25 protein-coding genes are annotated in these 22,711 nt (G+C 63.2%); 13 read left to right on the top strand and 12 right to left on the bottom strand.

Annotated features, from left to right (window positions below; genetic code table 11):
- Positions 1 to 187: 187 nt before the first annotated feature.
- Positions 188 to 1,102, bottom strand: coding sequence for an oxygen-dependent coproporphyrinogen oxidase (gene hemF / locus FJ414_RS18260; RefSeq protein WP_140645748.1), 915 nt, complete (start codon positions 1,100 to 1,102; stop codon positions 188 to 190).
- A 121-nt stretch (positions 1,103 to 1,223) separates the two neighbouring features.
- Here hemF and FJ414_RS18265 point away from each other — a divergent pair, with 121 nt between their 5' ends.
- Positions 1,224 to 1,481 carry a hypothetical protein gene (locus tag FJ414_RS18265; RefSeq protein ID WP_140645749.1) on the top strand — a complete coding sequence of 86 codons (258 nt, stop codon included), beginning with the start codon at positions 1,224 to 1,226 and terminating at the stop codon, positions 1,479 to 1,481.
- A 181-nt stretch (positions 1,482 to 1,662) separates the two neighbouring features.
- Here FJ414_RS18265 and soxR read toward each other — a convergent pair whose 3' ends face one another.
- Both soxR and FJ414_RS18275 read right to left on the bottom strand, forming a co-directional pair.
- Positions 1,663 to 2,106: a redox-sensitive transcriptional activator SoxR gene (gene soxR, locus FJ414_RS18270; RefSeq protein WP_140645750.1), complete on the bottom strand. Its 444-nt coding sequence runs from the start codon at positions 2,104 to 2,106 to the stop codon at positions 1,663 to 1,665.
- 148 nt (positions 2,107 to 2,254) lie between these two features.
- The gene (locus FJ414_RS18275; RefSeq protein ID WP_140645751.1) at positions 2,255 to 2,713 is read right to left on the bottom strand and encodes a tRNA (cytidine(34)-2'-O)-methyltransferase; all 459 of its coding nucleotides are present in this window, start codon (positions 2,711 to 2,713) and stop codon (positions 2,255 to 2,257) included.
- A gap of 494 nt (positions 2,714 to 3,207) precedes the next feature.
- Between FJ414_RS18275 and FJ414_RS18280 the strand changes: the two genes are divergently transcribed.
- The 5 genes from FJ414_RS18280 to FJ414_RS18300 are packed head-to-tail and all read left to right on the top strand — an operon-like array spanning position 3,208 to position 9,665.
- Positions 3,208 to 3,624, top strand: coding sequence for a hypothetical protein (locus FJ414_RS18280; RefSeq protein ID WP_246672438.1), 417 nt, complete (start codon positions 3,208 to 3,210; stop codon positions 3,622 to 3,624).
- Between the two features lie 26 nt (positions 3,625 to 3,650).
- Complete coding sequence (locus tag FJ414_RS18285) at positions 3,651 to 5,531, top strand: ABC transporter ATP-binding protein (RefSeq protein WP_140645753.1); 1,881 nt, start codon at positions 3,651 to 3,653, stop codon at positions 5,529 to 5,531.
- 40 nt (positions 5,532 to 5,571) lie between these two features.
- Complete coding sequence (locus FJ414_RS18290; RefSeq protein WP_140645754.1) at positions 5,572 to 7,464, top strand: ABC transporter ATP-binding protein; 1,893 nt, start codon at positions 5,572 to 5,574, stop codon at positions 7,462 to 7,464.
- Positions 7,461 to 9,344, top strand: a complete 1,884-nt coding sequence (locus FJ414_RS18295; protein WP_140645755.1) for an ABC transporter ATP-binding protein — start codon at positions 7,461 to 7,463, stop codon at positions 9,342 to 9,344. The genes FJ414_RS18290 and FJ414_RS18295 overlap by 4 nt, the downstream gene beginning before the upstream one ends.
- Before the next feature lie 9 nt (positions 9,345 to 9,353).
- Positions 9,354 to 9,665: a DUF6665 family protein gene (locus FJ414_RS18300; RefSeq protein WP_140645756.1), complete on the top strand. Its 312-nt coding sequence runs from the start codon at positions 9,354 to 9,356 to the stop codon at positions 9,663 to 9,665.
- Here FJ414_RS18300 and FJ414_RS18305 read toward each other — a convergent pair.
- Together FJ414_RS18305 and FJ414_RS18310 are read right to left on the bottom strand one after the other, a co-directional pair.
- A complete protein-coding gene (locus FJ414_RS18305) occupies positions 9,662 to 10,516 on the bottom strand; it encodes an alpha/beta hydrolase (protein ID WP_140645757.1) in 855 nt (284 codons plus the stop codon). The genes FJ414_RS18300 and FJ414_RS18305 overlap by 4 nt on opposite strands.
- 71 nt (positions 10,517 to 10,587) lie before the next feature.
- On the bottom strand, positions 10,588 to 10,932 hold the full coding sequence (locus FJ414_RS18310; protein ID WP_140645778.1) for a cupin domain-containing protein: 345 nt from the start codon (positions 10,930 to 10,932) through the stop codon (positions 10,588 to 10,590).
- Between the two features lie 310 nt (positions 10,933 to 11,242).
- Between FJ414_RS18310 and petA the strand changes: the two genes are divergently transcribed.
- The 4 genes from petA to FJ414_RS18330 all read left to right on the top strand — a co-directional run bounded on the left by petA (position 11,243) and on the right by FJ414_RS18330 (position 14,643).
- Positions 11,243 to 11,803, top strand: a complete 561-nt coding sequence (gene petA, locus FJ414_RS18315) for a ubiquinol-cytochrome c reductase iron-sulfur subunit (RefSeq protein WP_112099424.1) — start codon at positions 11,243 to 11,245, stop codon at positions 11,801 to 11,803.
- A gap of 16 nt (positions 11,804 to 11,819) precedes the next feature.
- Positions 11,820 to 13,121: a cytochrome b N-terminal domain-containing protein gene (locus FJ414_RS18320; RefSeq protein WP_140645758.1), complete on the top strand. Its 1,302-nt coding sequence runs from the start codon at positions 11,820 to 11,822 to the stop codon at positions 13,119 to 13,121.
- A gap of 21 nt (positions 13,122 to 13,142) precedes the next feature.
- The gene (locus FJ414_RS18325; protein ID WP_140645759.1) at positions 13,143 to 14,000 is read left to right on the top strand and encodes a cytochrome c1; all 858 of its coding nucleotides are present in this window, start codon (positions 13,143 to 13,145) and stop codon (positions 13,998 to 14,000) included.
- 97 nt (positions 14,001 to 14,097) lie between these two features.
- On the top strand, positions 14,098 to 14,643 hold the full coding sequence (locus FJ414_RS18330; protein WP_140645760.1) for an adenine phosphoribosyltransferase: 546 nt from the start codon (positions 14,098 to 14,100) through the stop codon (positions 14,641 to 14,643).
- 80 nt (positions 14,644 to 14,723) lie between these two features.
- Here FJ414_RS18330 and FJ414_RS18335 read toward each other — a convergent pair whose 3' ends face one another.
- The 4 genes from FJ414_RS18335 to ychF form a co-directional block, all read right to left on the bottom strand.
- On the bottom strand, positions 14,724 to 15,194 hold the full coding sequence (locus FJ414_RS18335; RefSeq protein ID WP_140645761.1) for a MaoC family dehydratase: 471 nt from the start codon (positions 15,192 to 15,194) through the stop codon (positions 14,724 to 14,726).
- Positions 15,191 to 15,661: a MaoC family dehydratase gene (locus tag FJ414_RS18340; RefSeq protein WP_140645762.1), complete on the bottom strand. Its 471-nt coding sequence runs from the start codon at positions 15,659 to 15,661 to the stop codon at positions 15,191 to 15,193. The genes FJ414_RS18335 and FJ414_RS18340 overlap by 4 nt, the downstream gene beginning before the upstream one ends.
- Positions 15,662 to 15,775: 114 nt before the next feature.
- Positions 15,776 to 16,750 carry a magnesium/cobalt transporter CorA gene (gene corA / locus FJ414_RS18345; protein ID WP_140645763.1) on the bottom strand — a complete coding sequence of 325 codons (975 nt, stop codon included), beginning with the start codon at positions 16,748 to 16,750 and terminating at the stop codon, positions 15,776 to 15,778.
- Positions 16,751 to 16,769: 19 nt separating this feature from the next.
- Positions 16,770 to 17,873, bottom strand: coding sequence for a redox-regulated ATPase YchF (gene ychF, locus FJ414_RS18350; RefSeq protein ID WP_140645764.1), 1,104 nt, complete (start codon positions 17,871 to 17,873; stop codon positions 16,770 to 16,772).
- 218 nt (positions 17,874 to 18,091) lie between these two features.
- Here ychF and FJ414_RS18355 point away from each other — a divergent pair, with 218 nt between their 5' ends.
- On the top strand, positions 18,092 to 18,373 hold the full coding sequence (locus tag FJ414_RS18355; protein WP_140645765.1) for a hypothetical protein: 282 nt from the start codon (positions 18,092 to 18,094) through the stop codon (positions 18,371 to 18,373).
- Between the two features lie 149 nt (positions 18,374 to 18,522).
- Here the strand turns inward: FJ414_RS18355 and pth are convergent, their stop codons facing one another.
- Both pth and FJ414_RS18365 read right to left on the bottom strand, forming a co-directional pair.
- Entirely contained in the window at positions 18,523 to 19,245 is a 723-nt protein-coding gene (pth, locus tag FJ414_RS18360; protein ID WP_140645766.1) for an aminoacyl-tRNA hydrolase, read from the bottom strand.
- Positions 19,246 to 19,355: 110 nt separating this feature from the next.
- Positions 19,356 to 20,000, bottom strand: a complete 645-nt coding sequence (locus tag FJ414_RS18365; RefSeq protein ID WP_140645767.1) for a 50S ribosomal protein L25/general stress protein Ctc — start codon at positions 19,998 to 20,000, stop codon at positions 19,356 to 19,358.
- Positions 20,001 to 20,348: 348 nt separating this feature from the next.
- Here FJ414_RS18365 and FJ414_RS18370 point away from each other — a divergent pair, with 348 nt between their 5' ends.
- The gene (locus tag FJ414_RS18370; protein ID WP_140645768.1) at positions 20,349 to 20,993 is read left to right on the top strand and encodes a glutathione S-transferase family protein; all 645 of its coding nucleotides are present in this window, start codon (positions 20,349 to 20,351) and stop codon (positions 20,991 to 20,993) included.
- A gap of 76 nt (positions 20,994 to 21,069) precedes the next feature.
- Here the strand turns inward: FJ414_RS18370 and FJ414_RS18375 are convergent, their stop codons facing one another.
- Entirely contained in the window at positions 21,070 to 21,513 is a 444-nt protein-coding gene (locus FJ414_RS18375; RefSeq protein ID WP_140645769.1) for a MarR family transcriptional regulator, read from the bottom strand.
- A gap of 148 nt (positions 21,514 to 21,661) precedes the next feature.
- On the opposite strand from FJ414_RS18375, the gene FJ414_RS18380 reads away from it, so the two are divergent.
- The gene (locus FJ414_RS18380; RefSeq protein ID WP_140645770.1) at positions 21,662 to 22,519 is read left to right on the top strand and encodes an alpha/beta hydrolase; all 858 of its coding nucleotides are present in this window, start codon (positions 21,662 to 21,664) and stop codon (positions 22,517 to 22,519) included.
- Positions 22,520 to 22,711 lie beyond the last annotated feature (192 nt).

The following is a 22,711-nucleotide window of genomic DNA, read 5'->3' on the forward strand; positions in this document are numbered from 1 at the left end:
CGAGTCACGGCCGGCGGAGACAGGTGATCTCCGCTTCGACCGCCGGCGCTTCCCGACCCGACGACCCTAAATAGATCAATTTTTTCAAAAGGATATTAGACGAAAAAGATATCGCCCCTGCCACATTGCCCGCCAAGATTCAGCGAATGGGACAGCAATGCGGCCATGACCGGGGCTCACCGGATCGTTACGGCCATTTTACCTCGGGCGGCAGGCTGGACAGGATCGAGGCGACATTGCCGCCGGTCTTCAGGCCGAAGATGGTGCCGCGATCGTGAAGCAAGTTGAATTCGACGTAGCGGCCGCGCCGGATCAGCTGTTCGTCGCGCTCGCCGTCGGTCCAGTCCTGGTTGAAGTTGCCCCGCACCAGATGGGCATAGACGACAAGGAAGGAGCGTCCGACATCCTGGACGAAATTGAGATCGGCGTTCCAGCCGCCCCTGTCCTCGTCCGAATGCAGCCAATCGAAGAAGATGCCGCCGATGCCGCGCGCCTCGTTGCGGTGCGGCAGGAAGAAATACTCGTCGCACCAGGCTTTGAATTTGGGATAGTCGGCGACGGCGGCGTTCTTCTCGCAGGCGAACTGCATGGCGCGATGGAAGGCAATCGTGTCGGGATCGTCCTGGGTTCGGCGACGGTCGAGCACCGGCGTCAGATCGGCGCCGCCACCGAACCACTGGCGCGTGGTGACGACCATGCGCGTGTTCATGTGCACGGCCGGCACGTTGGGGTTCCAGGGGTGGGCGATCAACGAGATGCCGCTCGCCCAGAAACGCGGGTCTTCTTCGGCGCCGGGAATCTGTCTCCTGAACTCGGGCGAGAATTCGCCATGGACGGTCGAGGTGTGAACGCCGACCTTCTCGAAGACGCGACCGCGCATCATCGACATGGTGCCCCCGCCGCCACGCCCTTCGTCGCGCTCCCAGGGGGTCTTCTCGAAATGGCCGGGCGACCATGATGCTTGCGGGCCGGTGAGCTCCTGCTCGATCTGCTCGAACGTGACGCAGATGCGCTCGCGCAAGGCCTCGAACCAGAGGCGGGCCTTCATCTTCTTCTGCTCGATATCGGCCGGCAGGCCCACCGGAAGATCAGGTCTTTCCAATTCGGTCTCCAGTCACAGGCTCACTTGCCTGACAAATGACTCGTTTTTTCTGCGCGCGATCCCTAATCTCTTGAGGACAAGGGTCAAGTCCTGTCTGATCCAGGTGCAAAGGAGTTCCTTCGTGCGCACCCCGGCAAGACCGCCGCTGGATGGCTTGAAGAAGAGGCTGGAGCGCTCACGGGCTGAGCGCGAAAACCAGCCGCGCGACGGTTTCTTGCGCGAAACCTTCGTGTTGCCGCGCCCGGATGCGCGCCTCAAGGCCAAGGAGTGGTTCGAGCGTTTTCCGAAACAGGCCTACTGGACCGAGATCGAAAGCTGGTTCGAACGTCCAGGCGACGTGATCGAGTTCACCATGCGGCGGTTGCCGGCGGCTGATTAAGGTGCATTGATATTCAGGTGAGGCCGGCCTGCAAACGGCGGCTTCCTGCGCTTCCGGTGCTCACGTACTTTAAGTACGCTCCGCTCCGGTTCTCGGAAGTCACCTAGTTTGGTCGCTTCGCGCCCGTCTTCTACTCCGGCTCGGCCTGACCTGAATCTCAGTGCACCTTGGCGCCAGACCGTCAGCGCACCGCCAGCCTTCTCGCCCCCGTCCCCTCCCGGGCCAGCCGGTCTTCCTTGTTCCTCAGCGGGCACTTGTCGATCGACATGCAGCCGCAGCCGATGCAGTCGGTCAGGCCGTCGCGCAATTTCTTCAGCTGGGCGATCTTCTGGTCGAGATCGTCGCGCCAGGCCGTTGAAAGCAGGTTCCAGTCCTCGCGCGTCGGCGTGCGCTCTTCGGGCAGGGACTGGAACGCCTGGGCGATCCCGGCAAGCGAGATGCCGACTTCCTGGGCGACGCGGATGATCGCCACGCGCCGCAGCACGTCCCGGCTGTAGCGCCGCTGGTTGCCCGAAGTGCGATGGCTGCGGATCAGCCCGCGCGCCTCGTAGAAATGCAGCGCCGATACCGCCACGCCGCTGCGCACGGCCACCTGGCCGACCGTCAATTCCCTTGCCGGAGCCATTCTCAAATTCCCGCTTGACCTCAAGTTAAGTTCAGCTTGTAGCGAAAGAGCGACGATATGGCAAATGCAGGAGAAGGCGATGTGCGCCTGGACGAAAATGACGGCGGAAGGGGTGGCGGTTCGGGAGAGCGAGGAAACCCGGCGCGTCCTAGCCGAGCTGGCGCAGCGCTTCGCCCGCGACCATGGCGACCGACAGCGCGACATTGATGCTGCGGGCGCCCGCCCGCATCGGAATGGTCAGTCGCGCGTCGGCCGCCTGGTGGACTTCTTCCGTCACGCCCGCGGATTCGCGGCCGAACAGCAGAATGTCGCCGGCGGCAAAGGCGAAGTCCGTATAGGCGCTGGTGGCCTTGGTGGTGAGCAGCACCAGGCGACGCGCATGCGCCTTCCGCCATTCCTCGAAGGCGTGCCAGTCGGCATGGCGGGAAAGCGCCGCCATTTCGAGATAATCCATGCCGGCCCGTTTCAGCGCCCGGTCGGAGAGCGGGAAGCCGGCCGGCTCGATGATATCGACACCGATGTCGAGGCAGGCGGCGAAGCGCAGGATTGTCCCGGTGTTGCCGGCGATATCCGGCTGGTAGAGCGCGATGCGGAGACGATCGTTCATTTCCGCATCCTGCTAATAAGTGGCAGATCGGCCACAGGAACCTCCGGCTTTTGGCGATTTCTGGACTGGCGGGTGGCCATTTTCTGCGAAGTCGAGTATATGCCCACCATCGTCAACCCGAACCGAATGGAGGGGAACACATGATGACCATGCACATCCAGCTCCTCTCCGGGGCTCACGTATGCCCGCAGGCGGTTTCGGTACGACGATTCTTCTGACACTTTAAGTCCTCATCGCACCGATTCCCGCCGAACCCACTTTTCGGCCTTCGAAGGAATCTTGCGATGTTTTTCAAACTGCCAAAGGGGCGCCGCGCTCCCGCTGAACGTGTCAAGACCGATGCTTGCCGTCGTGTCAAGACCGACGGTTACCGTCGTGCCGAGGCTGACGCTCGTCGTCCGGTTCCGGCCGATTCGATCCGCGCCTTCGGCCGAATGCCGGTGGTCGAGGCCGCATCACCCTTTTTAACGCATTTGCATATGGAGGACGGACCGATGTTCGATCCCTACAAGATACCGGGGTCAAGAAGCCTGCATGAGCGCAAGGTGGCTACCTGGGCGCTGCTGATCGGCGAGACCTATTCGTCGGCGGTGCATGCCGAGGAACGGCGCAGGCCGCATCGCGGCATGCTGCCGGACGTCGATTTCTCGCGCGCGGTGCCCGACCGCAGCCGGCCCACGCTGGTGCGCCGGATCATCCGTTTGATCCGGCCGGGCGACAGGAACCGGGCAGGCTCCGGCCTTTCGTCGGGAACTTCGGGGCCGTCAGGATCGTCAAACGAACCTGTCGGCGAAATGCCGGCGAAACCCTATATTGCGCGGGATAGGGCCGGCGACTCGGATGATTCCGTGTCGCCGGCCCGCAATGCCGCGCGGCCGCAAAGCCTTGCCCATCAATCCCGCGCCGCGTGAGCGCACAGATAAGTCGAGTGCCTGGAATGTTCCGCTGGTTTGAAAACAGGCTCGATCCGTTCCCCGCCGCGGAGCCGGTCGAGCCGCCGAGGACGCTGATCGCGTTTTGCGTGCACTACACGCGCGGCGCCTGGCCCTACATCGTCGTCGATGCGGTGCTGGTGACGGCGATCGCCTTCACCGAAGTCTGGATGTTCGGCTTCCTCGGCCGCATCGTCGACTGGCTGTCGGCGCAGAACCGCGAAACCTTCCTGCAGACGGAGATCTGGAAGCTCGCCGGCATGGCTTTCGTCGTGCTGTTCGCGCTGCCGGGCACGGTATGGCTGCATTCGCTGCTCAACCAGCAGACGCTGATGGGCAATTATCCCATGCGCATCCGCTGGCAGGTGCATCGCTATCTGCTCAAGCAGTCGATGGCCTTCTACCAGGACGAGTTCGCCGGCCGCATCGCCACCAAGCTGATGCAGACGGCGCTCGCCGTGCGCGAATGCGTGATCAAGCTGATCGACGTGCTGAACTACGTCATCGTCTACTTCCTCGGCATGTTGTTCATCGTCGGCTCGGCCGACTGGCGGCTGGCCGCACCGCTCGCTGTCTGGCTGGTCGGCTATATCGGGCTCTTGCGCTTTTTCATTCCACGGCTCGGCAAGGTCGGCGAGGAGCAGGCCAATGCGCGCTCGACCATGACCGGCCGCGTCGTCGACAGCTACACCAACATCCAGACGGTGAAGCTGTTTTCGCATGCGCGGCGCGAGGCAACCTTCGCCAGGGAAGGCATGGCGAGCTTCCTCGACACCGTCTACCGCTCGATGCGGCTGGTGACGGTGCTCTACGGCCTGCTCTACATCTTGAATTCGCTGCTTCTGTTCTCCGTCACGGCAATCTCGCTGTGGCTTTGGCTGGGGCAGGCGGTGACGATTGGCGCCGTCGCCGTAGTCATAGGCCTTGTCCTGCGAATGTGGGGCATGTCGCAATGGATCATGTGGGAGATGTCCGGGCTGTTCGAGAATATCGGCACGGTGCAGGACGGCATCCAGTCGATCTCGCTGCCGCGCCTGGTCGAGGACAGGCCGGGCGCCAAGGACATCAGTGTCAGCCAGGGCGAGATCCGCTTTGACGACATCCGCTTCCACTATGGCAAGCAGAAGGGCGTCATCGAGAACTTGTCGCTTACCGTGAAGCCCGGCGAGAAGGTCGGCATCGTCGGCCGCTCGGGCGCCGGCAAGTCGACGCTGGTCAATCTGCTGCTGCGTTTCTACGACCTGGAAAGCGGCAGGATCCTCGTCGACGGCCAGGAGATCGCGGCGGTGACGCAGGATTCGCTGCGCGCGCAGATCGGCATGGTGACGCAGGACACCTCGCTGCTGCATCGCTCGGTGAGGGAGAACATCCTCTACGGCCGGCCCGACGCGACCGACGAGATGCTCACCGAAGCGGCGCGTCGGGCGGAGGCGCTCGATTTCATCGGCGGGCTTTCGGACCACAACGGCCGCAAGGGCTTCGACGCCCATGTCGGCGACCGCGGCGTCAAGCTGTCCGGCGGCCAGCGCCAGCGCGTCGCGATCGCCCGCGTCATGCTGAAGGACGCCCCGATCCTGATCCTCGACGAGGCGACCTCGGCGCTCGATTCGGAAGCCGAGGCGGCGATCCAGGAGAACCTCTACAAGCTGATGCAGGGCAAGACCGTCATTGCCATCGCGCACCGTCTGTCGACCATCGCGGCGATGGACCGGCTCGTCGTCATGGACAAGGGTCGCATCATCGAGGAAGGCTCGCATGAGGAACTCGTCGCCAAGGGCGGGCTCTATGCACAGCTCTGGCAGCGCCAGTCCGGCGGCTTCCTGCTCGATGACGCGCCAACCGAGGTTGATGCCAAGGCGCCGGAATCCGAGATGGCAGCGGAGTAACGCGATCGCGATTGCAGTTTCCGGCGTCTATGAGAGAAAAATGCTCGACCGCATCTTCACCTGGTTCGAAAGCCGTTATTCGCCGGTGGCGCTGGCCGAAGACAGGCAGCCGCCAATGGGGCTTTGGCGGTTCTACTGGTATTTCATAAGGCAGTTTCGCACCGCCTATTGGCTGCGCATCGTCATCGTTGCGGTCGCGGCAATCGTGGACGCGATGCTGCCGATTTTCGTCGGCCTGATCGTGGGCCTGCTCTCCAGCACCAGGCCGGGAGACTTCTTCGCCGCCCATGGGCCGCTGCTCGTGCTGATGGCGTTCGTCGTGCTGCTGCGCCCGCTGTCGATGGTCATCGACGCGCTTATCCGCAACCATGCCATCGCGCCAAACCTCATCGACCTCATCCGCTGGCAGAGCCATTGGCATGTCGTGCGCCAGGACTGGTCGTTCTTCCAGAACGACTTCGCCGGCCGCATCGGAACCAAGGTTATGCAAAGCGGCGATTCGATGGAGATGAGCGTCAACCTCACCGTCGATGCCGTCTGGTATGCGCTGGTCTTCGTTGCGGTCGCCATCGTCGTGCTGGCGCGGCTCGATCCGCTTCTCCTGACGGTCGTGGCGGTGTGGCTGGTGTTCTATTGCCTGATCTTCTGGTCCGCGATGCCCAGGATCACGCAACGCTCGTCCCAACTGTCGGAGCGGTGGTCGCAGGTGAGCGGCCGCATGGTCGACAGCTACACCAACATCCTGACGCTCAAGACATTCTCGACCGGCGAGCACGAAGACAAATATGTCTCGCAGGCAGTCGTCGAGCACGCCGACACATTCTACCAGCTGATGCGCGTTTTCACGCTGATGTGGTCAGCTTTGTTCATCCTCAACGCGGCGCTGCTCATCGCCGTGAGCTGGCTGGCACTCGTCGGCTGGAACGCCGGCGCCTTGACCACCGCGGCCGTCGCGACCGCGATACCGTTCGCGCTGCAGATCGCCAACATCTCCGGCAGGATCCTCGACGTCGGCGCCAACGTCTTCCGGCAGATCGGCGTCGCCAGCAACTCGATGACGACGATCGCGCGGCCGATCGTCATGCAGGACCAGCCCGACGCACCGGCCCTCGTCGTGACCGCCGGCGGCATCGAGTTCGACCGGGTGAACTTCAATTACTGGCGCAAGGACGGCAAAGGCGGGGTCATCGACAATCTGTCGCTGAAGATCGCGCCGGGCGAGCGGGTCGGCCTGATCGGCCGTTCGGGAGCCGGCAAGTCGACGCTGGTCAATCTCGTGCTGCGGCTGTTCGACGTCCAAGACGGCAAGGTGCTGATCGACGGGCAGGACATCCGCAACGTCTCGCAGGAAAGCGTTCGGACGGCGATAGGCTTCGTCAACCAGGACACCTCGCTCTTGCATCGATCCGTTCGCGAGAACCTCAAATATGGGCGCCAGACGGCTAGCGACGAGGCGATGTTCAGCGCCGCCAAAGCCGCCCAGATCGACGATGTGATCGCGGGGCTGACCGATCCCCATGGGCAGAGCGGCTATGAGGCGCTTGTCGGCGAGCGCGGCGTGAAGCTGTCCGGCGGCCAGCGGCAACGCATCGCAATTGCCCGCGTTATGCTGAAGGACGCGCCGATCCTCATTCTCGACGAGGCCACGTCCGCGCTCGATTCAGAAGTGGAAGCCGCCATCCAGGAGAACCTCTACAAGCTCATGCAGGGCAAGACCGTCATCGCCATCGCTCACCGCCTGTCGACCATCGCGGCGATGGACCGGCTCGTCGTCATGGACAAGGGCCGCATCGTCGAGGACGGCTCGCATGAGGCGCTGATCGCCAGGGGCGGGCTCTACGCCCAGCTCTGGCGGCGCCAGTCGGGCGGGTTCCTGCTGGAGGAAAAACCGGTCGCCGACGATCTGGCGACGAAAGGTGAAGCCGCCGAATGATGAAGGGCGTCTATCGCTGGTTCGAGCGCTGGGTCTACCCGTTCCGCGAGCCGGCGAATCTGCGGCCGCCCGTCAGCGTCGGCGGCTTTCTCTGGCACTATGTCGGCCAGGCGAAGCTCGCCTTCTTCGCCATGCTGATCATCGGCGGCATCGCGCCGCTGGTCGAGGCCGGCCTGTTCTATTTCGTCGGAAGGCTGGTCGATATCCTCGACCAGCTGCCCGGCGAACGCAACTGGCACGCGCTTTGGGCCGCGGCCGGTCCCGAGCTCTTGTTCATGGGCGCGGTAGTGCTCGTCATCCGCACCGCCGTGGTCGGCCTGTCGGCGCTTGTCGACGAACAGACGATCACGCCCGGCTTCTACAATCTGGTGCGCTGGCAGGCGCATCGGCATGTCTCGCGCCAGTCCTACGCCTTCTTCCAGAATGATTTCGCCGGCCGCATTGCCACCAAGGTTTGGCAGGCGGGGCAAGCGACGGGCGACCTGATGGAAAGCTTCATCGAGGTCGTGTGGTTCATGATCGTCTATACGGTCACCACGCTGGCGCTGGTCGCCGGTCTCGATCTGCGGCTGGCAGTGCTGGTGGTGATCTGGATCGCCGCCTTCGGCTGGCTGGCGAAACTCTATCTGCCGGCGATCCGCAAGCATGCAGAGGCGACCGCCGAGGCCGGCTCGATGATCACCGGCCGTATCGTCGATTCCTATTCCAACGTGCAGACGCTGAAACTGTTTTCAGCCGATGGCGACGACCGCTATATTCGCAGCGGCTTCGACATCTATCTCGACGCGCTACGGCCGTTCACGCGCCGGCTGACCGGCGTGCGCATGGCGCTGACCATGCTCTCCGGCATCATGATCACGGCGATCGCAGCCTTTGCCATCTATCTCTGGGTCGAAGGCTCGATCACGGTCGGCGCCGTTGCCTTCACACTGTCGCTGGTGCTCAGGCTCAACATGCTGCTTGGAAGGCTGATGATGCAGCTCAACGGCATCTTGCGAAACCTCGGCGTGCTGGAGAACTCCAAGGCGCTGATTTCGCAGCCGTTGGGCCTGACCGACGCGCCGGACGCCAAGGAACTGGTCGTCACCGGCGGCCGCATCGAGGTCAGGAACGTCACCTTCCATTACGGCAAGGGGCAAGGCGTGCTCGACGGCATCGATCTCGTCGTGCGTCCGGGCGAGAAGGTCGGGCTGGTCGGCCCGTCGGGCGCCGGCAAGACGACCTTGGCCAACCTGATCCTGCGCCTCTACGACCTGGAGGGTGGCCAGATCCTGATCGACGGCCAGGACATCGCCGGGGTCACGCAGAACTCGCTGCGCGGCAATATCGGCGTCGTCAGCCAGGATACCGCGCTGTTCCACCGCTCGCTGCGCGACAACATCAAGCTCGGCATGCCGAATGCCACCGACGCGCAGGTTATCGCCGCGGCCAGGAAAGCCGAGGCGCATGACTTCATCCTCGGACTGCGCGACAACCGCGGCCGCGCCGGCTACGAGGCCTATGTCGGCGAGCGCGGCGTGAAGCTGTCCGGCGGGCAGCGGCAGCGCGTGGCGATCGCGCGCGTCTTCCTCAAGGATGCGCCGATCCTGATCCTCGACGAGGCGACCTCGGCACTCGATTCGGACATCGAGGCGGCGATCCAGGAGAATCTGACCAGGCTGATGGAAAGCAAGACCGTGATCGCCATCGCGCACCGGCTGTCGACGATCGCGGCGCTCGACCGGCTGGTGGTGCTCGACGGCGGCCGCATCGTCGAACAGGGTACGCATGACGAACTGGTGGCGCTCGATGGGCTCTATGCGCGGCTCTGGAAACGGCAGTCCGGCGGCTTCCTGTTCAATGAGGAAAGCGCGCTGGAAGAGACGCGCCCTGCGGAGTAGAACGGCGTCATGTCGGTACGCATGCCCACCAATTTCGGACGGTCAGGCGCGCAGGAGAGCGCGCTCGACCTGCTCGGCCACGAAATCCTCGCCGAAAAGGCCGCGGCGCTCGGCCGCGCCGGCCAGCGTGTCGAGGAAACCCTTGCCAAGTTGCGCGAGAGCGGCGAGGGCGAGCATCGCAACCGGTTGCTCAAGGAAGCCGCCGCGGCCGTCCACGCCTACTTCATCCAGCGCGAGCTTTGCGGCCTGCGCAAGCATGATGCCGTGATCCGCGAATACGACATCCCGCGGGCGGTGCTGGTTAGACTTGGTGCCAGTTAGGCACTGATTTCTTCACGGAAGCGTACCAATCTTGCAGCGAGTGCCGTGGGGTTCTCATCAGCGGCGAAGTGCCCGCTATCCGCGATGATGTCGCCTTCGACCCGCGACAGACCGGCGGACCTCAAGCCGTCGAGATAATCGGCGATGTCGCCGGATTCGGCCGAACCCCTGAGATAAAGAACCGGCGTGGTGATCGGCATCGCGGATGGGCGGGAATTGACCTTGGCGTCCTCGGCAAAGGCGCGGTACCAGTCGAAGCCGGCCTTGAGGCTTTCCGGCCGCGAATAGGCCTTTGTATAGATGTCCCTGGCTTCCGCGGGGATAGCGGTCTTTTCCTTGGAAAGGATATCGAAGAAGAAATCGAAATAGGCGCGCTCTTGGCCGCCTACCAGCATCTCCGGCAAAGCCGGGATCGCATGAAAGGCAAAATGCCAGATATGCGGATTGCGGATGACATTTTCCCACGGCGCCACGCCGGGGACGACGACGTTCATGATCACCGCGCCGGATAATTCCTCGGGCAAGTCGCGCAACAGCGCGAAGACGATCTGGCCACCGACGTCATGACCGGCGACGATGACCTGCCGCAGGCCGCAAGCGCCAATCAGACCCCTTATCAATCTTGCCAGATATCTCTTCTCGCCAGTCCCGGGCGCGTCGTACGAGCCGCCGATGCCCGGCAGGTCTGGCGCGACCACGTGCTGGTTCTCGGCCAGCCGGTCGATGACTGCCTCGAATGCATATGAACTTTGCGGCCAGCCATGCAGCAGCAGAAGGCCGGGCGCATCGAACGGTCCTGCTTCCCGGATCGCGATAGCCATCCCCTCGACCTCGATGGCGCGTGTTTGCATGCGTCGATCTCCATCGTTGCCAGATGGATGGAACTAGGTTGCGGTCAGGCTTCGGACAGGCCCAATCAGAATCATTCCAGCCACTCGGTGATGAAGTGGCCGTTCTCGTGGATGTCGGTGCTTTCGAGCGGGCCGGGGCCGAGATTGGTGAATTTGTGCGGCGTGTCGGGCGGCACGATCAGGATCTGGCCGGTCGTGGCCTCGATTTCCCGGTCGCCGATCGTGAACAGGCCGGTGCCGGAGCGGATGACGAAGATTTCCGCATAGGGGTGCTTGTGCAGGCGCGGGCCGCCGCCGATCGACGGCTGGTAGTTGAAGATCAGGCAGGAATTGGCGCCGAATTGGCCGCATTGCAGCTCGCCTATCCAGCGGTCGGGGGCTTCGGCCCAACTGTCGCGTTCGATGACATGCGCCATGGCCGGACAATAGACCGGGCCAGGAGCCGATGTCGAGGCGAACACCGGCCCGATTCACCCCGGATTTCTCGCTGTTTCACGCTGTCCGACGGCCTGGCCGGGAGGTGTCGGCCAAGGCCGCTGTGCGTCCCCGCGACAATCTGCCCTTGTGCCTTCACCCCGCTGGACAAAAACGGGCTGCACGCATAAACCGAAATCCAAATGCCGGAGGAATTCGCTAGCCTGTTCGCCATGCGCTGTCGGGCAGGTGCGATTGAGCGGGGACAAGGCTCGGCCTCCGGTTAGGAAGAGGCGAAAGGATCAGGCACCCGTGAGCGCAACCGACATCCACGATCCCAACCGTCGCGATTTTCTCTACGTAGCCACCGGCATGGCCGCCGTTGTCGGCGCGGGAGCCGTCGCGTGGCCGTTCATCGACCAGATGCGCCCCGACGCCTCGACGCTGGCGCTGGCCTCGGTGGAGGTCGACGTCGCCTCGCTGCAGCCCGGTTCTTCGCTGATCGTCAAGTGGCGCGGCAAGCCGGTGGTGGTGCGAAACCGCACCGAAAAGGAAATGAAGGACGGCGAGGCCGTCAACCTCGCCGATCTGAAGGACCCGATCGCGCGCAACGCCAACCTGCCCTCCGACGCGCCGGCGACCGATGCCAACCGTACCACGCCCGGCAAGGAAGCCTGGATGGTGATGGTGCAGGTCTGCACCCATCTCGGCTGCATCCCGCTCGGCCAGGAAGGCGATTTCGGCGGCTGGTTCTGCCCGTGCCACGGTTCGCAGTACGACACCGCTGGCCGCATCCGCAAAGGCCCGGCGCCGGAGAACATGGCGATCCCGGTATTCAAGTTCATTTCCGATACCAAGATCCTTATCGGTTGAGGCAGGGGATATTTCGATGAGCGAGGGACACTCGACCTATACGCCCAAGACCGGTATCGAGCGCTGGTTCGACGCCCGCATGCCGCTGCCGCGGCTGGTCTATGACAGCTTCGTCGCCTATCCGGTACCGCGCAACCTCAACTATATGTGGACCTTCGGCGGCATCCTGTCGATCATGCTGGTCGCGCAGATCCTGACCGGCATCGTGCTGGCGATGCACTACACCTCCGACACCAATCTCGCCTTCGATTCGGTCGAGAAGATCATGCGCGACGTGAATTCGGGATGGCTCTTGCGCTATCTCCATTCCAACGGCGCCTCGTTCTTCTTCGTGGCCGTCTACATCCACATCTTCCGCGGCCTGTTCTACGGCTCCTACAAGGCGCCGCGCGAGCTCCTGTGGATCCTCGGCTGCATCATCTACCTCCTGATGATGGCCACCGGCTTCATGGGCTACGTGCTGCCTTGGGGCCAGATGAGCTTCTGGGGCGCTACCGTCATTACCGGCTTCTTCAGCGCCATTCCGCTGGTCGGGAACTGGATCCAGGAACTGCTCCTCGGCGGCTTCGCCGTCGACAATCCGACGCTGAACCGCTTCTTTGCGCTGCATTACCTGTTGCCGTTCATGATCGCCGGCGTCGTCGTGCTGCACATCTGGGCGCTGCATGTCGTGGGCCAGTCGAACCCGACCGGCATCGAGGTCAAGTCGAAGACCGACACTGTCGCCTTCACGCCCTACGCCACCATCAAGGACGCGTTCGGCATGATCGTGTTCCTGTTCGTCTTCGCCTATTTCGTCTTCTACCTGCCGAACTTTCTCGGCCACCCGGACAACTACACGGTCGCCAACCCGCTGAAGACGCCGGCCCACATCGTTCCGGAATGGTACTTCCTGCCGTTCTACGCGATCCTGCGCGCCATCACCTTCAACATCGGGCCGATCAACTCCAAGCTCGGCGGCGTGCTGTGCATGTTCGGCGCCATCGCCATGCTGTTCCTGGTGCCGTGGCTCGACACCTCCAAGGTGCGCTCGGCGGTCTACCGTCCATGGTACAAGCTGTTCTTCTGGGTGTTCGTCGCCGACGCCGTCCTGCTCGGATGGCTGGGCTCGCAGCCGGCGGAAGGCAGCTATGTGTTCATGGCGCAGATGGCGACGCTGTTCTACTTCGCCTTCTTCCTGGTCATCATGCCGGTGCTCGGCCTGATCGAGACACCGCGCAGGCTGCCGAACTCGATCACCGAGGCCGTGCTTGAAAAGAAAAAGGGCGGCAGCGGACATCCGGCACGTGCTACCGTCGCGCCGGAAACCACGGGCTGAGAATCTGAGGGGATTTTGGGTATGAAGAAGATTCTCACCTCGCTGGCGCTGCTTGGCCTGGTGGTCGCGGGCACCGCTGCCATCGCCGCCGAAGAGGAACACAACGCGGCCGCTCCGACGCATTTCCCGATCAACGAACCGAAGGAAATGAGCTGGAGCTTCGCCGGTCCGTTCGGCACCTACGACAAGGCGCAGCTGCAGCGCGGCCTGAAGGTCTACAAGGAAGTCTGCTCGGCCTGCCACTCGATGAACCTGGTGGCCTTCCGCACGCTGGAAGGGCTCGGCTATTCGGAAGCGCAGATCAAGACGCTGGCCGCCGAATACACCATCCATGACGGCCCGAACGACGCCGGCGACATGTTCGACCGTCCCGGCAAGCCGTCGGACCACTTCCCGGCGCCGTTCCCGAACGAGCAGGCCGCGGCCTCCGCCAATGGCGGCGCCGCCCCGCCGGACATGTCGCTGCTCGCCAAGGCGCGCGGCGTCGAGCGCGGCTTCCCGCGCTTCATCTTCGACATCTTCACGCAGTACGCGCAGGGCGGCCCGGACTACATCCACTCGCTGCTCACCGGCTACGATCAGACGCCGCCGGCCGGCATGGTGATCCCGGAAGGCACGCACTACAATCCGTACTTCCTGTCCGGCTTATCGCTGAAGATGCCGAAGCCGCTCTCGGACGGTCAGGTGACCTATGACGACGGCTCGCCGCAGACGGTCGACCAGTATGCCCGCGACGTCTCGGCCTTCCTGATGTTTGCCGCCGAGCCGCATCTGGAGGACCGCAAGAAGACCGGTTTCCGTGTCATGATCTTCCTGCTGCTCTTCGGCGCATTGGTCTATATGACCAAGCGCAGGGTGTGGGCCGACGTGGCGCACTGAGGCGCCTTGCTTCCAGAAAAATGCAAGGGCGCCGAATGGCGCCCTTTTCTTTTCGGCCGCTTGTCGGCAAAACTGTGCGGCAACGGATCAACCGCCCATGAAATCCTCCCTCGAAGACACGCTGCTTGCGGCCATCCGCACCATTCCGGATTATCCCAGGCCCGGCATCCTGTTTCGCGACATCACCACGCTGCTGGGTGACGCGCGCGCCTTTCGCCGCGCCATCGACGAGCTGGTGCATCCCTATGCCGGGCTGAAGATCGACAAGATCGCCGGCATCGAGGCGCGCGGCTTCATCCTGGGCGGCGCGGTGGCGCACCAGCTTTCGGCGGGCTTCGTGCCGATCCGCAAGAAAGGCAAGCTGCCTTATGAGACGGTGCGCGTGGCCTACAGCCTCGAATACGGGCTGGACGAGATGGAGATGCACAAGGACGGCGTCTCGCCGGGCGAGAAGGTGATAATCGTCGACGACCTGATCGCCACCGGCGGCACGGCGGAAGCCGCGGTGAAGCTGCTCAGGCAAATCGGCGCCGACATCGTCGCGGCCTGCTTCGTCATCGACCTGCCGGACCTCGGCGGGCGCAAGAAGCTGGAAGCGCTCGGCGTGCCGGTGAGGACGCTGATCGGGTTCGAGGGGCATTAGGAAGTAGTGAATAGTGAATAGTGAATAGTGAATAGTGACTACTCACTACTCACTACTCACTACTCACTATTCACTACTCACTATCCCACCTTCACCAGCACGGCGCTGTCGAATTCGATGACCTTGTCGCCGGTCGAATCGAAACCTTCCGAACGCAGCGTCAGCAGGTTCCAGCCCGGGCGTCCGGCGAGCGGACGGTGCGCCTGCGCGATGCGCGTGAAAGTCACGGTCTCGCCGGCGTAGACCGGCTTCAGCCATTTCAGGTTACGGAAGCCGGGCGAGGGGCCGAATTCGGGCTGCGGGCCGGGGCCGGTCCAGCGCACGCCCTCGGTCTCCATGCGTTTTTCCAAGTTGTATTTCATCCAGGTGGCGGCGGTGTGCCAGCCCGAGGCGCAGAGCCCGCCAAGCACGCTCTTCTTCGCCGCCTCGTCGTCGACGTGGAAGACCTGCGGATCGTATTTTTTGGCGAACGCCTTGATCTCGTCGGCTTCGAATTTATGCGCGCCGAGCGTGACGGTTTCGCCGATCAGGAAATACTCGTCCAAAGTCATGACAGGTCCCTCGCGGCATCACGCGCGAGGAACATGCCGGTGTTTTCGAGCTCGAAGACGCTTTCGCCGCGCTGGTTGACGAGCTCGCTGCGCATGGTGATCAAGCCGAGCTGCGGCCTCGATTTCGACTGGCGCTTGGAAAGTATGGTGAGCGTGCCGGTAAGCCTGTCGCCGGCCAGCACCGGCTTCTTCCATTTCACATGCTCGATGCCGGGCGAGCCTTGAGAGGTCGAATCGAGCAGGAAAGCGTCGCACAGCATGCGCATGAACATCGCGCAGGTATGCCAGCCCGAAGCCGAAAGCCCGCCGAGGATGCTCGCCTTGCCAGCTTCCTCATCGAGATGCATCGGCTGCGGGTCGAACTCGCTGGCGAATTCGATGATTTCGGCGGCACTCACGTCCTTGCTGCCGAGGTCGAGCGAGGCGCCCTCGACGACGTCCTCATAGGCCCAGGTCTTTCCGGTCATGCTGACAATCCGGTTGACAACGCGTGGTCCCCAAAGTCGGGCCTTCCCGGATGAAGGTCCTAGTCAATTTGGTCAAGTGATTTCTGGTAAGCCAGCCGTCGCCGGCCAACCCCGTCAGAGCCAGCCGCGGCGGCGGAAATACCAGAAGGGCAGGATGGCCGAGACCACCATCAGGGCGATGGCAAAGGGGTAGCCGAACTCCCATTTGAGCTCGGGGATGATGTCGAAGTTCATGCCGTAGATCGAGGCGACCAGCGTCGGCGGCAGGAAGATGACGGCGGCGACCGAGAAGATCTTGATGATGGCGTTCTGCTCGATCGAGATCATGCCGAGCGTGGCATCGAGCAGGAAGGAGATCTTCTGCGACAGGAAAGTCGCGTGGTCGGCGAGCGAGAGCACGTCGCGCGACAGCGTCTTGATGCGGGCGCGCACATCCTTGCTCATCTTGGTCTGGTCAGCGACATGAGCGAGAAAGCCGGCAAGGCGCTGCAGCGAGATCAGGCTGTCGCGGACCGAGGAGGCGATGTCCTCCTTGCGGCCGATGCCTTTCAGGAGCTCCTGGAAATCGCGGTTGCGCTTCGAGGCCTTGGTCGAGCGCGCCTCGAAAATGTCGCGCGAGATCGTTTCGACCTCGCGGCCGGCGCGCTCGAGGATGTCGGCCAGGCGATCGACGATCGCCTCGAGAAGCCCGATCAGGATGGTGTCGCCGCTGGTGCAGCCGGTCGCCACCTTTTCGGCGCGCTGCGGGAAGGTCTTGAAGGCCTTGGGCTCGTGGTAGCGGACGGTGATCAGCCTCTTGCCGGCAAGCGCGAAGGTTACCGGCGACATCAAAGGATCGTCCGCCTCGGTCTGCGCCGGCAGCACGGCGGTCATGAAGTAGCCGCCATCCTCGATATAGAGGCGGCTCGAAATCTCGATCTCTTCCATCTCCTCGCGGGTCGGAATGGCAATGCCCAGCCAGCTCTCGATGCGCGCCTCTTCCTCCTTGGTCGGGTTGAAGAGATCGGCCCAGACGATCCTGTCGCCATCGGCCGCAAGGTCCTCGGTGAGGCGCAGGCGATCATTGTCGACGACGAAGGTTTTTATCATCGCCGGGTCTCCCTGGAGATCAGGTGTTGAACTTGAACAGCATGATGTCGCCGTCATGGACGACATATTCCTTGCCTTCGTCGCGCGCCTTGCCGGCTTCCTTGGCGGCTACTTCGCCGCCCAGCGTGACGAAGTCGTTGTAGGCGATCGTCTGGGCGCGGATGAAGCCGCGTTCGAAGTCGGTGTGGATGACGCCGGCCGCCTGCGGCGCCTTATCGCCCTTGTGGATCGTCCAGGCGCGCGTCTCCTTCGGTCCGACGGTGAAATAGGTGATCAGATGCAGGAGCTCGTAGCCGGCGCGGATCACCTTGTTGAGGCCGGGCTCGTCGAGGCCGATCGAGGCAAGGAACTCCATTTCCTCCTCGTCGGAAAGCTGGGCGACTTCCGCCTCGATCGCCGCCGAGATCACCACCGTGCCGGCGCCTTGCGCGGCCGCCATCTTCTCCACCGCCCTGGTGTGCTCGTTGCCGGTGGCGGCGTCCGCCTCGGAGACGTTGCAGACATAGAGAACGGGATGCGAGGTGAGCAGGTTCAGCCCCTGCAGGATGCGCAGGTCCTCCGCCGCGATGCCGTTGAGCAGGACGCGCGTCGGCTTGCCGGCCTGCAGCAAGTCGAGCGCGGCCTCCATCATCGGCAGGACCGCCATGGCTTCCTTGTCCTTGCCTGCGGCGCGCTTGCGGATCTGGGCGATGCGGCGCTCGAGGCTTTCGAGGTCCGCGAGCATCAGCTCGGTCTCGACCGTCTCGGCGTCGGCGACAGGGTCGATGCGGCCTTCGACATGGGTGATGTCGTCATCCTCGAAGCAGCGCAGCACGTGCACGATGGCGTCGACCTCGCGGATGTTGGCGAGGAACTGGTTGCCCAGCCCTTCGCCCTTCGAGGCGCCGCGCACCAGGCCGGCGATGTCGACGAAGGAGATGCGGGTCGGGATGATCTCCTTCGACTTGCCGATCGCCGCGATCTTCTGCAAGCGCGGGTCAGGCACCGCCACCTCGCCGGTATTCGGCTCAATGGTGCAGAAAGGATAGTTGGCGGCCTGCGCGGCGGCCGTCCTGGTCAGCGCATTGAACAGCGTCGACTTGCCGACGTTGGGCAAGCCAACGATGCCACATTTGAAACCCATGTTCGTCCAGTCCTGTCGGAATTCGATTTTGGTGAGGGCTATGGGCGATAGGGGTGACGAACGTCAAGCCCTTCGAAGACGGCAGCCGGCGTCGCCAGTGCCTGGGCGAGGTTTGCAAGCGGCTTGATCAGGGGTTCGTTTAGCGAGGGCGTCGCAATTTGACGCTAGCTTGGCCCGGTCGCATGGACGACAAAGTCTCGAGCAAAGGAAATTCTGACATGGCCGATTTCAATCTGTCCCGTCGTGACAGTCTACGCAACATCGTGGCGCTTGGAGTTGCGGGCGCCGCAGTCGCCGTTGGCGCGACAGCGCTTGCCGCCACTGAAGCCGAAGCCGCCGGCCAGCCGCATATGAGCCGGGCGCTTGCAGCCCTGGAAACGGCGCTCAACCAGCTTCAGGTCGCCATTCCCGACAAGGGTGGTCATCGTCTCAAGGCCATCGCGCTGGTCAGGGATGCGATCGACGAGACGACCAAGGGCATGGCCGTCGGCGCCATGTAATTCGAGGCGTCTCCGCGATCGGCGGCTCCTGCCGATCCGATCGGGAGCGGCCCGATGATTTAATGCATGTCGCGCAGAAGTGCGACAACGACATGCATCAAGCAACGACCTACAGCGCGTCGCGTGAACCCGTTTCGACGCGACGCGCTTTAGTCTTTTCCGAACAGCTTCTTCAGCATGGCGGCCATCGGGCCGCTTTCGGGAAGTTTTGCCGCCGGCTGCTGCGGGCGCGCCTGGCGGACATGGCTTTGCTGCTTCGGCGGCTTGGGCGGCGGGCGGTCGTCATCGCCGGTCGGCACAAGCTTGTCGCGGAGCGCCAGCGTGACGCGGTTCATGAACGAGCTGTCGTCGCCCTTGGCCAGCAGACCGGCGTCGTCGGCGATGGCGTCGAGCAGGACGTCGAGCCATTCGCGATCGGCCTTGGCGAAATCGCCGAGCACATGGCCGTGCACCATCTCCTTGACGCCGGGATGGCCGACGCCGATGCGCACCCGGCGATAGGCGTTGCCGACATGCTGGTCGAGCGAACGAATGCCGTTGTGGCCGCCGGAGCCGCCGCCGACCTTGACCCGGAGCTTGCCGGCGGCAAGGTCGATCTCGTCGTAGAAGACGGTGAGGGCGGCCGGTTCAAGCTTGTAGAAGCGCATCGCTTCGCCGACCGACTGTCCGGACAGGTTCATGAAGGTCTGCGGCTTGATCAGCAGCACCTTCTCGCCGCCGAGCGTACCTTCGCAGATCAGGCCCTGGAATTTTCGCGACCAGGGGGAAAAGGAATGGCGGCGGGCAATCGCGTCCGCCGCCATGAAGCCGACATTGTGCCGGTTGTTTTCGTATTTCGCGCCCGGATTGCCGAGGCCTGCAAAGACAAGCATCGCCGCCTCCGGACTAGAGCATGATGCCGAAAAGTGTGAAGCGGTTTTCGGAAAACATCATGCTCTATTTCTTTGATCTAGAGCCGGATGAAATCATCCGGCCTGGAGAATTACTTCTCTTCGGCCGCCGGAGCCGCCGTCTCTTCCGCAGCCACCTCGCTGGTCGCTTCCGTCTCCGGCTTCATTGCCGACGAGCCGGCAACGGTCGCGATGGTGAAGTCGCGATCGGAGATGACCGGCTTGACGCCGGCCGGCAGCTTGACCGCCGAGATGTGGATCGAATCGCCGATGTCGGTGCCGGTGAGATCGACGGTGATGAATTCCGGGATCGCATTGGCCGGGCAGTGGAACTCGACTTCGTGACGAACGATGTTGAGCACGCCGCCGCGCTTGATGCCAGGCGACTTGTCCTCATTGATGAAGTGGACAGGCACGTCGACATTCACCTCGGTGTCCTTGCCGATGCGCAGGAAGTCGACATGGACAGGAAAATCCTTGACCGGGTCGAGCTGGAAATCCTTCGGCAGGACCTGGATCTTCTTGCCGTCGACATCGATCGTGGCGATCGTGGTCAGGAACCCGCCGCCGTGGATCTTGTAGAAGAGGTCCTTGTAGTTCAGCGCAATCGCCAGGGGAGGCTGCTTGTCGCCGTAAATCACTGCAGGCACTTTACCGTTGCGACGAACTGCACGGGCGGACCCCTTACCGACCTGTTCGCGCGCTTCGGCCTTGAGCTCGTAAGCATCGTGGCTCATGGCATTTCCTTTCGCGTGTTATGGAGCGCTTGCGGCAAGCACGAGGCCAACCGTAAACGTCGAAAGCCGTCGCGGCCTGCACGATCTGTCCGATGCGTTTGGCGATCCAAATGCGTCTGGGGATCATGCGAGGCCTGGCCGGCCTTCCTCCGCGTTGCCTCCAAGGGTGTCTACGCGGGTGGCGGCTCTATAGCGGAAGGCGGCGAGAGGCGCAAGCGGTTGGGCTGGAAGGCTTGCGGGGCGGGTTCCAGCACCGAAAGCATAAGCCGGAAATCCGATTTGCGCGAATGTAGGATCGAGCGGATCTCAGTCGTCCTGCGGCATGTAACCATCCCAAGGGGACCAACTATGAAACTGCTGTTCAGCCGCAATCCCAATCCTCGCCTCGCGGTCGCGACGGCGCGCCATCTCAAGGCTAAGATCGCGTTCGAGTTCGCATCGCCCATGGCGCCGGGGCAGGCCGAACGCCATCGCGTGCTCAACCCCAATCTGACATTGCCCATACTGGTGGGATCGGGATGGAGCCTGTGGGAGGCCGACGCCATCGCCTGCCGGCTTTCGCGCGAGGTTCGCTCGGATTTCTGGCGCGGCGGGGATGACGAGCCGGATATGATCCGCTGGATCAGCTGGGGCAAGGAACGGTTCGCTTTCGCCTGCGATATGGTGCATTTCGAGCGCGGGACCAAGCAGCGCTATGGGCTCGGTCCTATCGACCAGGCGCTGGTCGAGGAGGGGCTGAGGCAATTCCATGGAGCCGCGGCGATCCTCGAGCCCGAGCTTTCGGGACGCGAGTGGCTGGTCGGCAATTCCATCTCCTATGCCGACTTCCGCATGGCGACGTTCCTGCCTTTCAACGACGTCGCCGGATTGCCGCTCGCCAACTACCCGGCGATCCGGCGCTGGTACGGCCGGCTGGAGGCGATCGACGCCTGGCGCGACCCATTCCAGGAGCTGGAGGCGCCGCAACTGCCGCCGGTCAAGATAGAGGCGTGACTGGCATCCCTGAGCCCGTCCAAGGCGCCCGGGACGCAGCTTGTCCGGTCGCGCCCGCTCTCTTTTTCAGCACATCTCAGACGGCGTCGACCGCCAGGCCGCCGTTCAGCGCGTCGCGCAACGCCTGGATTTGCCGGTTCAAGGCATCGAGTTCAGCCAGTTTCATGCCTGACCGCTCGATCAGCGTCTCGTTCAGGCAATTGCATTGGACGAGCAAGGCTCGTCCGCCGGGGGTCAGGTCGACCTGCACCTGGCGCTCGTCCGTCTGGCTGCGCTGGCGGGTGACAAGCCCAGCCTGCTCCATTCGCTTCACCAGCGGCGTGATGGTGCTCGATTCGAGGGCGAGCCGATGCGCGATGCTGCCCACCGACATGCCGTCCGTCTCTCCCAGCGCATTGAGCACGAGATATTGCGGATAGGTGATCCCCATCTCGTCCAGCATAGGCTTGTAGGTGCGGTTGATCGCCAAGCTGGTGGCGTAGAGCGTGAAGCAGAGCTGATTGTCCAACGGGAGAGGCACGGCGCATTCCTTTTGCCGACTGAGCATCTATTGCATACCACGAAAAATGATATCGCGATAAATAATTTCATGGACAAGGCTCCCGACCTCCGTTACGAGATAGTTATCGCGATATTGTTTATCGTGACATCGATAAAAGGAGATTGAGATGACCTCGCAGACCAAGTCGGGTTCGGGCAGCGGCACGATCACCACCAAGGACGGAACGCAGATCTTCTACAAGGATTGGGGGACTGGCCAGCCTGTCGTCTTCCACCATGGCTGGCCGTTGAGCAGCGACGACTGGGACGCCCAGATGCTGTTCTTCCTGGCACAGGGTTACCGCGTCATCGCCCATGACCGGCGCGGCCATGGCCGTTCGAGCCAGACCGATACCGGCAACGAGATGGACACCTATGCCGCCGACGTGGCCGCGCTCACCGCGCATCTCGGCCTCAAGGACGCCATCCATGTCGGCCATTCGACCGGCGGTGGCGAGGTGGCGCGCTACGTCGCGCAATATGGCGGCGAAGGACGCGTCGCCAAGGCCGTGCTGATCGGTGCGGTGCCGCCGATCATGCTGAAGACGCCGGCCAATCCCGGCGGCCTGCCGATCGAGGTCTTCGACGGTTTCCGGGCTGCGCTGGCGGCCAACCGCGCCCAGTTCTTCCACGACGTGCCGGCCGGCCCGTTCTACGGCTTCAACCGTCCCGGCGCCCGGGTTTCCGAAGGCGTCGTCGACAATTGGTGGCGCCAGGGCATGATGGGTGGCGCCAGGGCGCATTACGACTGCATCAAGGCGTTTTCGGAGACCGACTTCACCGAGGACCTGAAGAAGATCGACGTGCCGGTGCTGGTCATGCATGGAGACGACGACCAGATCGTCCCGATCGCGGACTCCGCGCTGCTTTCGGTCAAGCTACTCAAGAAGGGCGAGCTCAAGGTCTACAAGGGTTTCCCGCACGGCATGGCAACGACCCATGCGGATGTCATCAACGCCGACCTGCTGGCGTTCTTCAAGGCCTGAGCCTGCTTGCCGGAAACACGAAAGCACCCGCCCTCTGGCGGGTGCTGCAGGGAGGATGAAACTCGAAATCGTGCCTGCTGCTTTCTGCTAGAGCGGGATGGCGTTTCGTTGAATCCACAGTACACGACTCATTGGGTTTTGATGGTCTTAGGGAAAGCGCTGAGCCATGCGGTTAGAGCGTTTTGGGGTGAG

It is taken from the genome of Mesorhizobium sp. B3-1-6, assembly GCF_006439555.1.
Taxonomy (GTDB): domain Bacteria; phylum Pseudomonadota; class Alphaproteobacteria; order Rhizobiales; family Rhizobiaceae; genus Mesorhizobium.

Bases quoted from the DNA above. Each gene is read 5' to 3' on its own strand.
- soxR (WP_140645750.1), bottom strand. From the start codon at position 2,106: ATGGCTCCGGCAAGGGAATTGACGGTCGGCCAGGTGGCCGTGCGCAGC.
- FJ414_RS18275 (WP_140645751.1), bottom strand. From the start codon at position 2,713: ATGAACGATCGTCTCCGCATCGCGCTCTACCAGCCGGATATCGCCGGC.
- FJ414_RS18280 (WP_246672438.1), top strand. From the start codon at position 3,208: ATGTTCGATCCCTACAAGATACCGGGGTCAAGAAGCCTGCATGAGCGC.
- FJ414_RS18285 (WP_140645753.1), top strand. From the start codon at position 3,651: ATGTTCCGCTGGTTTGAAAACAGGCTCGATCCGTTCCCCGCCGCGGAG.
- FJ414_RS18290 (WP_140645754.1), top strand. From the start codon at position 5,572: ATGCTCGACCGCATCTTCACCTGGTTCGAAAGCCGTTATTCGCCGGTG.
- FJ414_RS18295 (WP_140645755.1), top strand. From the start codon at position 7,461: ATGATGAAGGGCGTCTATCGCTGGTTCGAGCGCTGGGTCTACCCGTTC.
- FJ414_RS18300 (WP_140645756.1), top strand. From the start codon at position 9,354: ATGTCGGTACGCATGCCCACCAATTTCGGACGGTCAGGCGCGCAGGAG.
- FJ414_RS18305 (WP_140645757.1), bottom strand. From the start codon at position 10,516: ATGCAAACACGCGCCATCGAGGTCGAGGGGATGGCTATCGCGATCCGG.
- FJ414_RS18310 (WP_140645778.1), bottom strand. From the start codon at position 10,932: ATGGCGCATGTCATCGAACGCGACAGTTGGGCCGAAGCCCCCGACCGC.
- FJ414_RS18320 (WP_140645758.1), top strand. From the start codon at position 11,820: ATGAGCGAGGGACACTCGACCTATACGCCCAAGACCGGTATCGAGCGC.
- FJ414_RS18325 (WP_140645759.1), top strand. From the start codon at position 13,143: ATGAAGAAGATTCTCACCTCGCTGGCGCTGCTTGGCCTGGTGGTCGCG.
- FJ414_RS18330 (WP_140645760.1), top strand. From the start codon at position 14,098: ATGAAATCCTCCCTCGAAGACACGCTGCTTGCGGCCATCCGCACCATT.
- FJ414_RS18335 (WP_140645761.1), bottom strand. From the start codon at position 15,194: ATGACTTTGGACGAGTATTTCCTGATCGGCGAAACCGTCACGCTCGGC.
- FJ414_RS18340 (WP_140645762.1), bottom strand. From the start codon at position 15,661: ATGACCGGAAAGACCTGGGCCTATGAGGACGTCGTCGAGGGCGCCTCG.
- corA (WP_140645763.1), bottom strand. From the start codon at position 16,750: ATGATAAAAACCTTCGTCGTCGACAATGATCGCCTGCGCCTCACCGAG.
- ychF (WP_140645764.1), bottom strand. From the start codon at position 17,873: ATGGGTTTCAAATGTGGCATCGTTGGCTTGCCCAACGTCGGCAAGTCG.
- FJ414_RS18355 (WP_140645765.1), top strand. From the start codon at position 18,092: ATGGCCGATTTCAATCTGTCCCGTCGTGACAGTCTACGCAACATCGTG.
- pth (WP_140645766.1), bottom strand. From the start codon at position 19,245: ATGCTTGTCTTTGCAGGCCTCGGCAATCCGGGCGCGAAATACGAAAAC.
- FJ414_RS18365 (WP_140645767.1), bottom strand. From the start codon at position 20,000: ATGAGCCACGATGCTTACGAGCTCAAGGCCGAAGCGCGCGAACAGGTC.
- FJ414_RS18370 (WP_140645768.1), top strand. From the start codon at position 20,349: ATGAAACTGCTGTTCAGCCGCAATCCCAATCCTCGCCTCGCGGTCGCG.
- FJ414_RS18380 (WP_140645770.1), top strand. From the start codon at position 21,662: ATGACCTCGCAGACCAAGTCGGGTTCGGGCAGCGGCACGATCACCACC.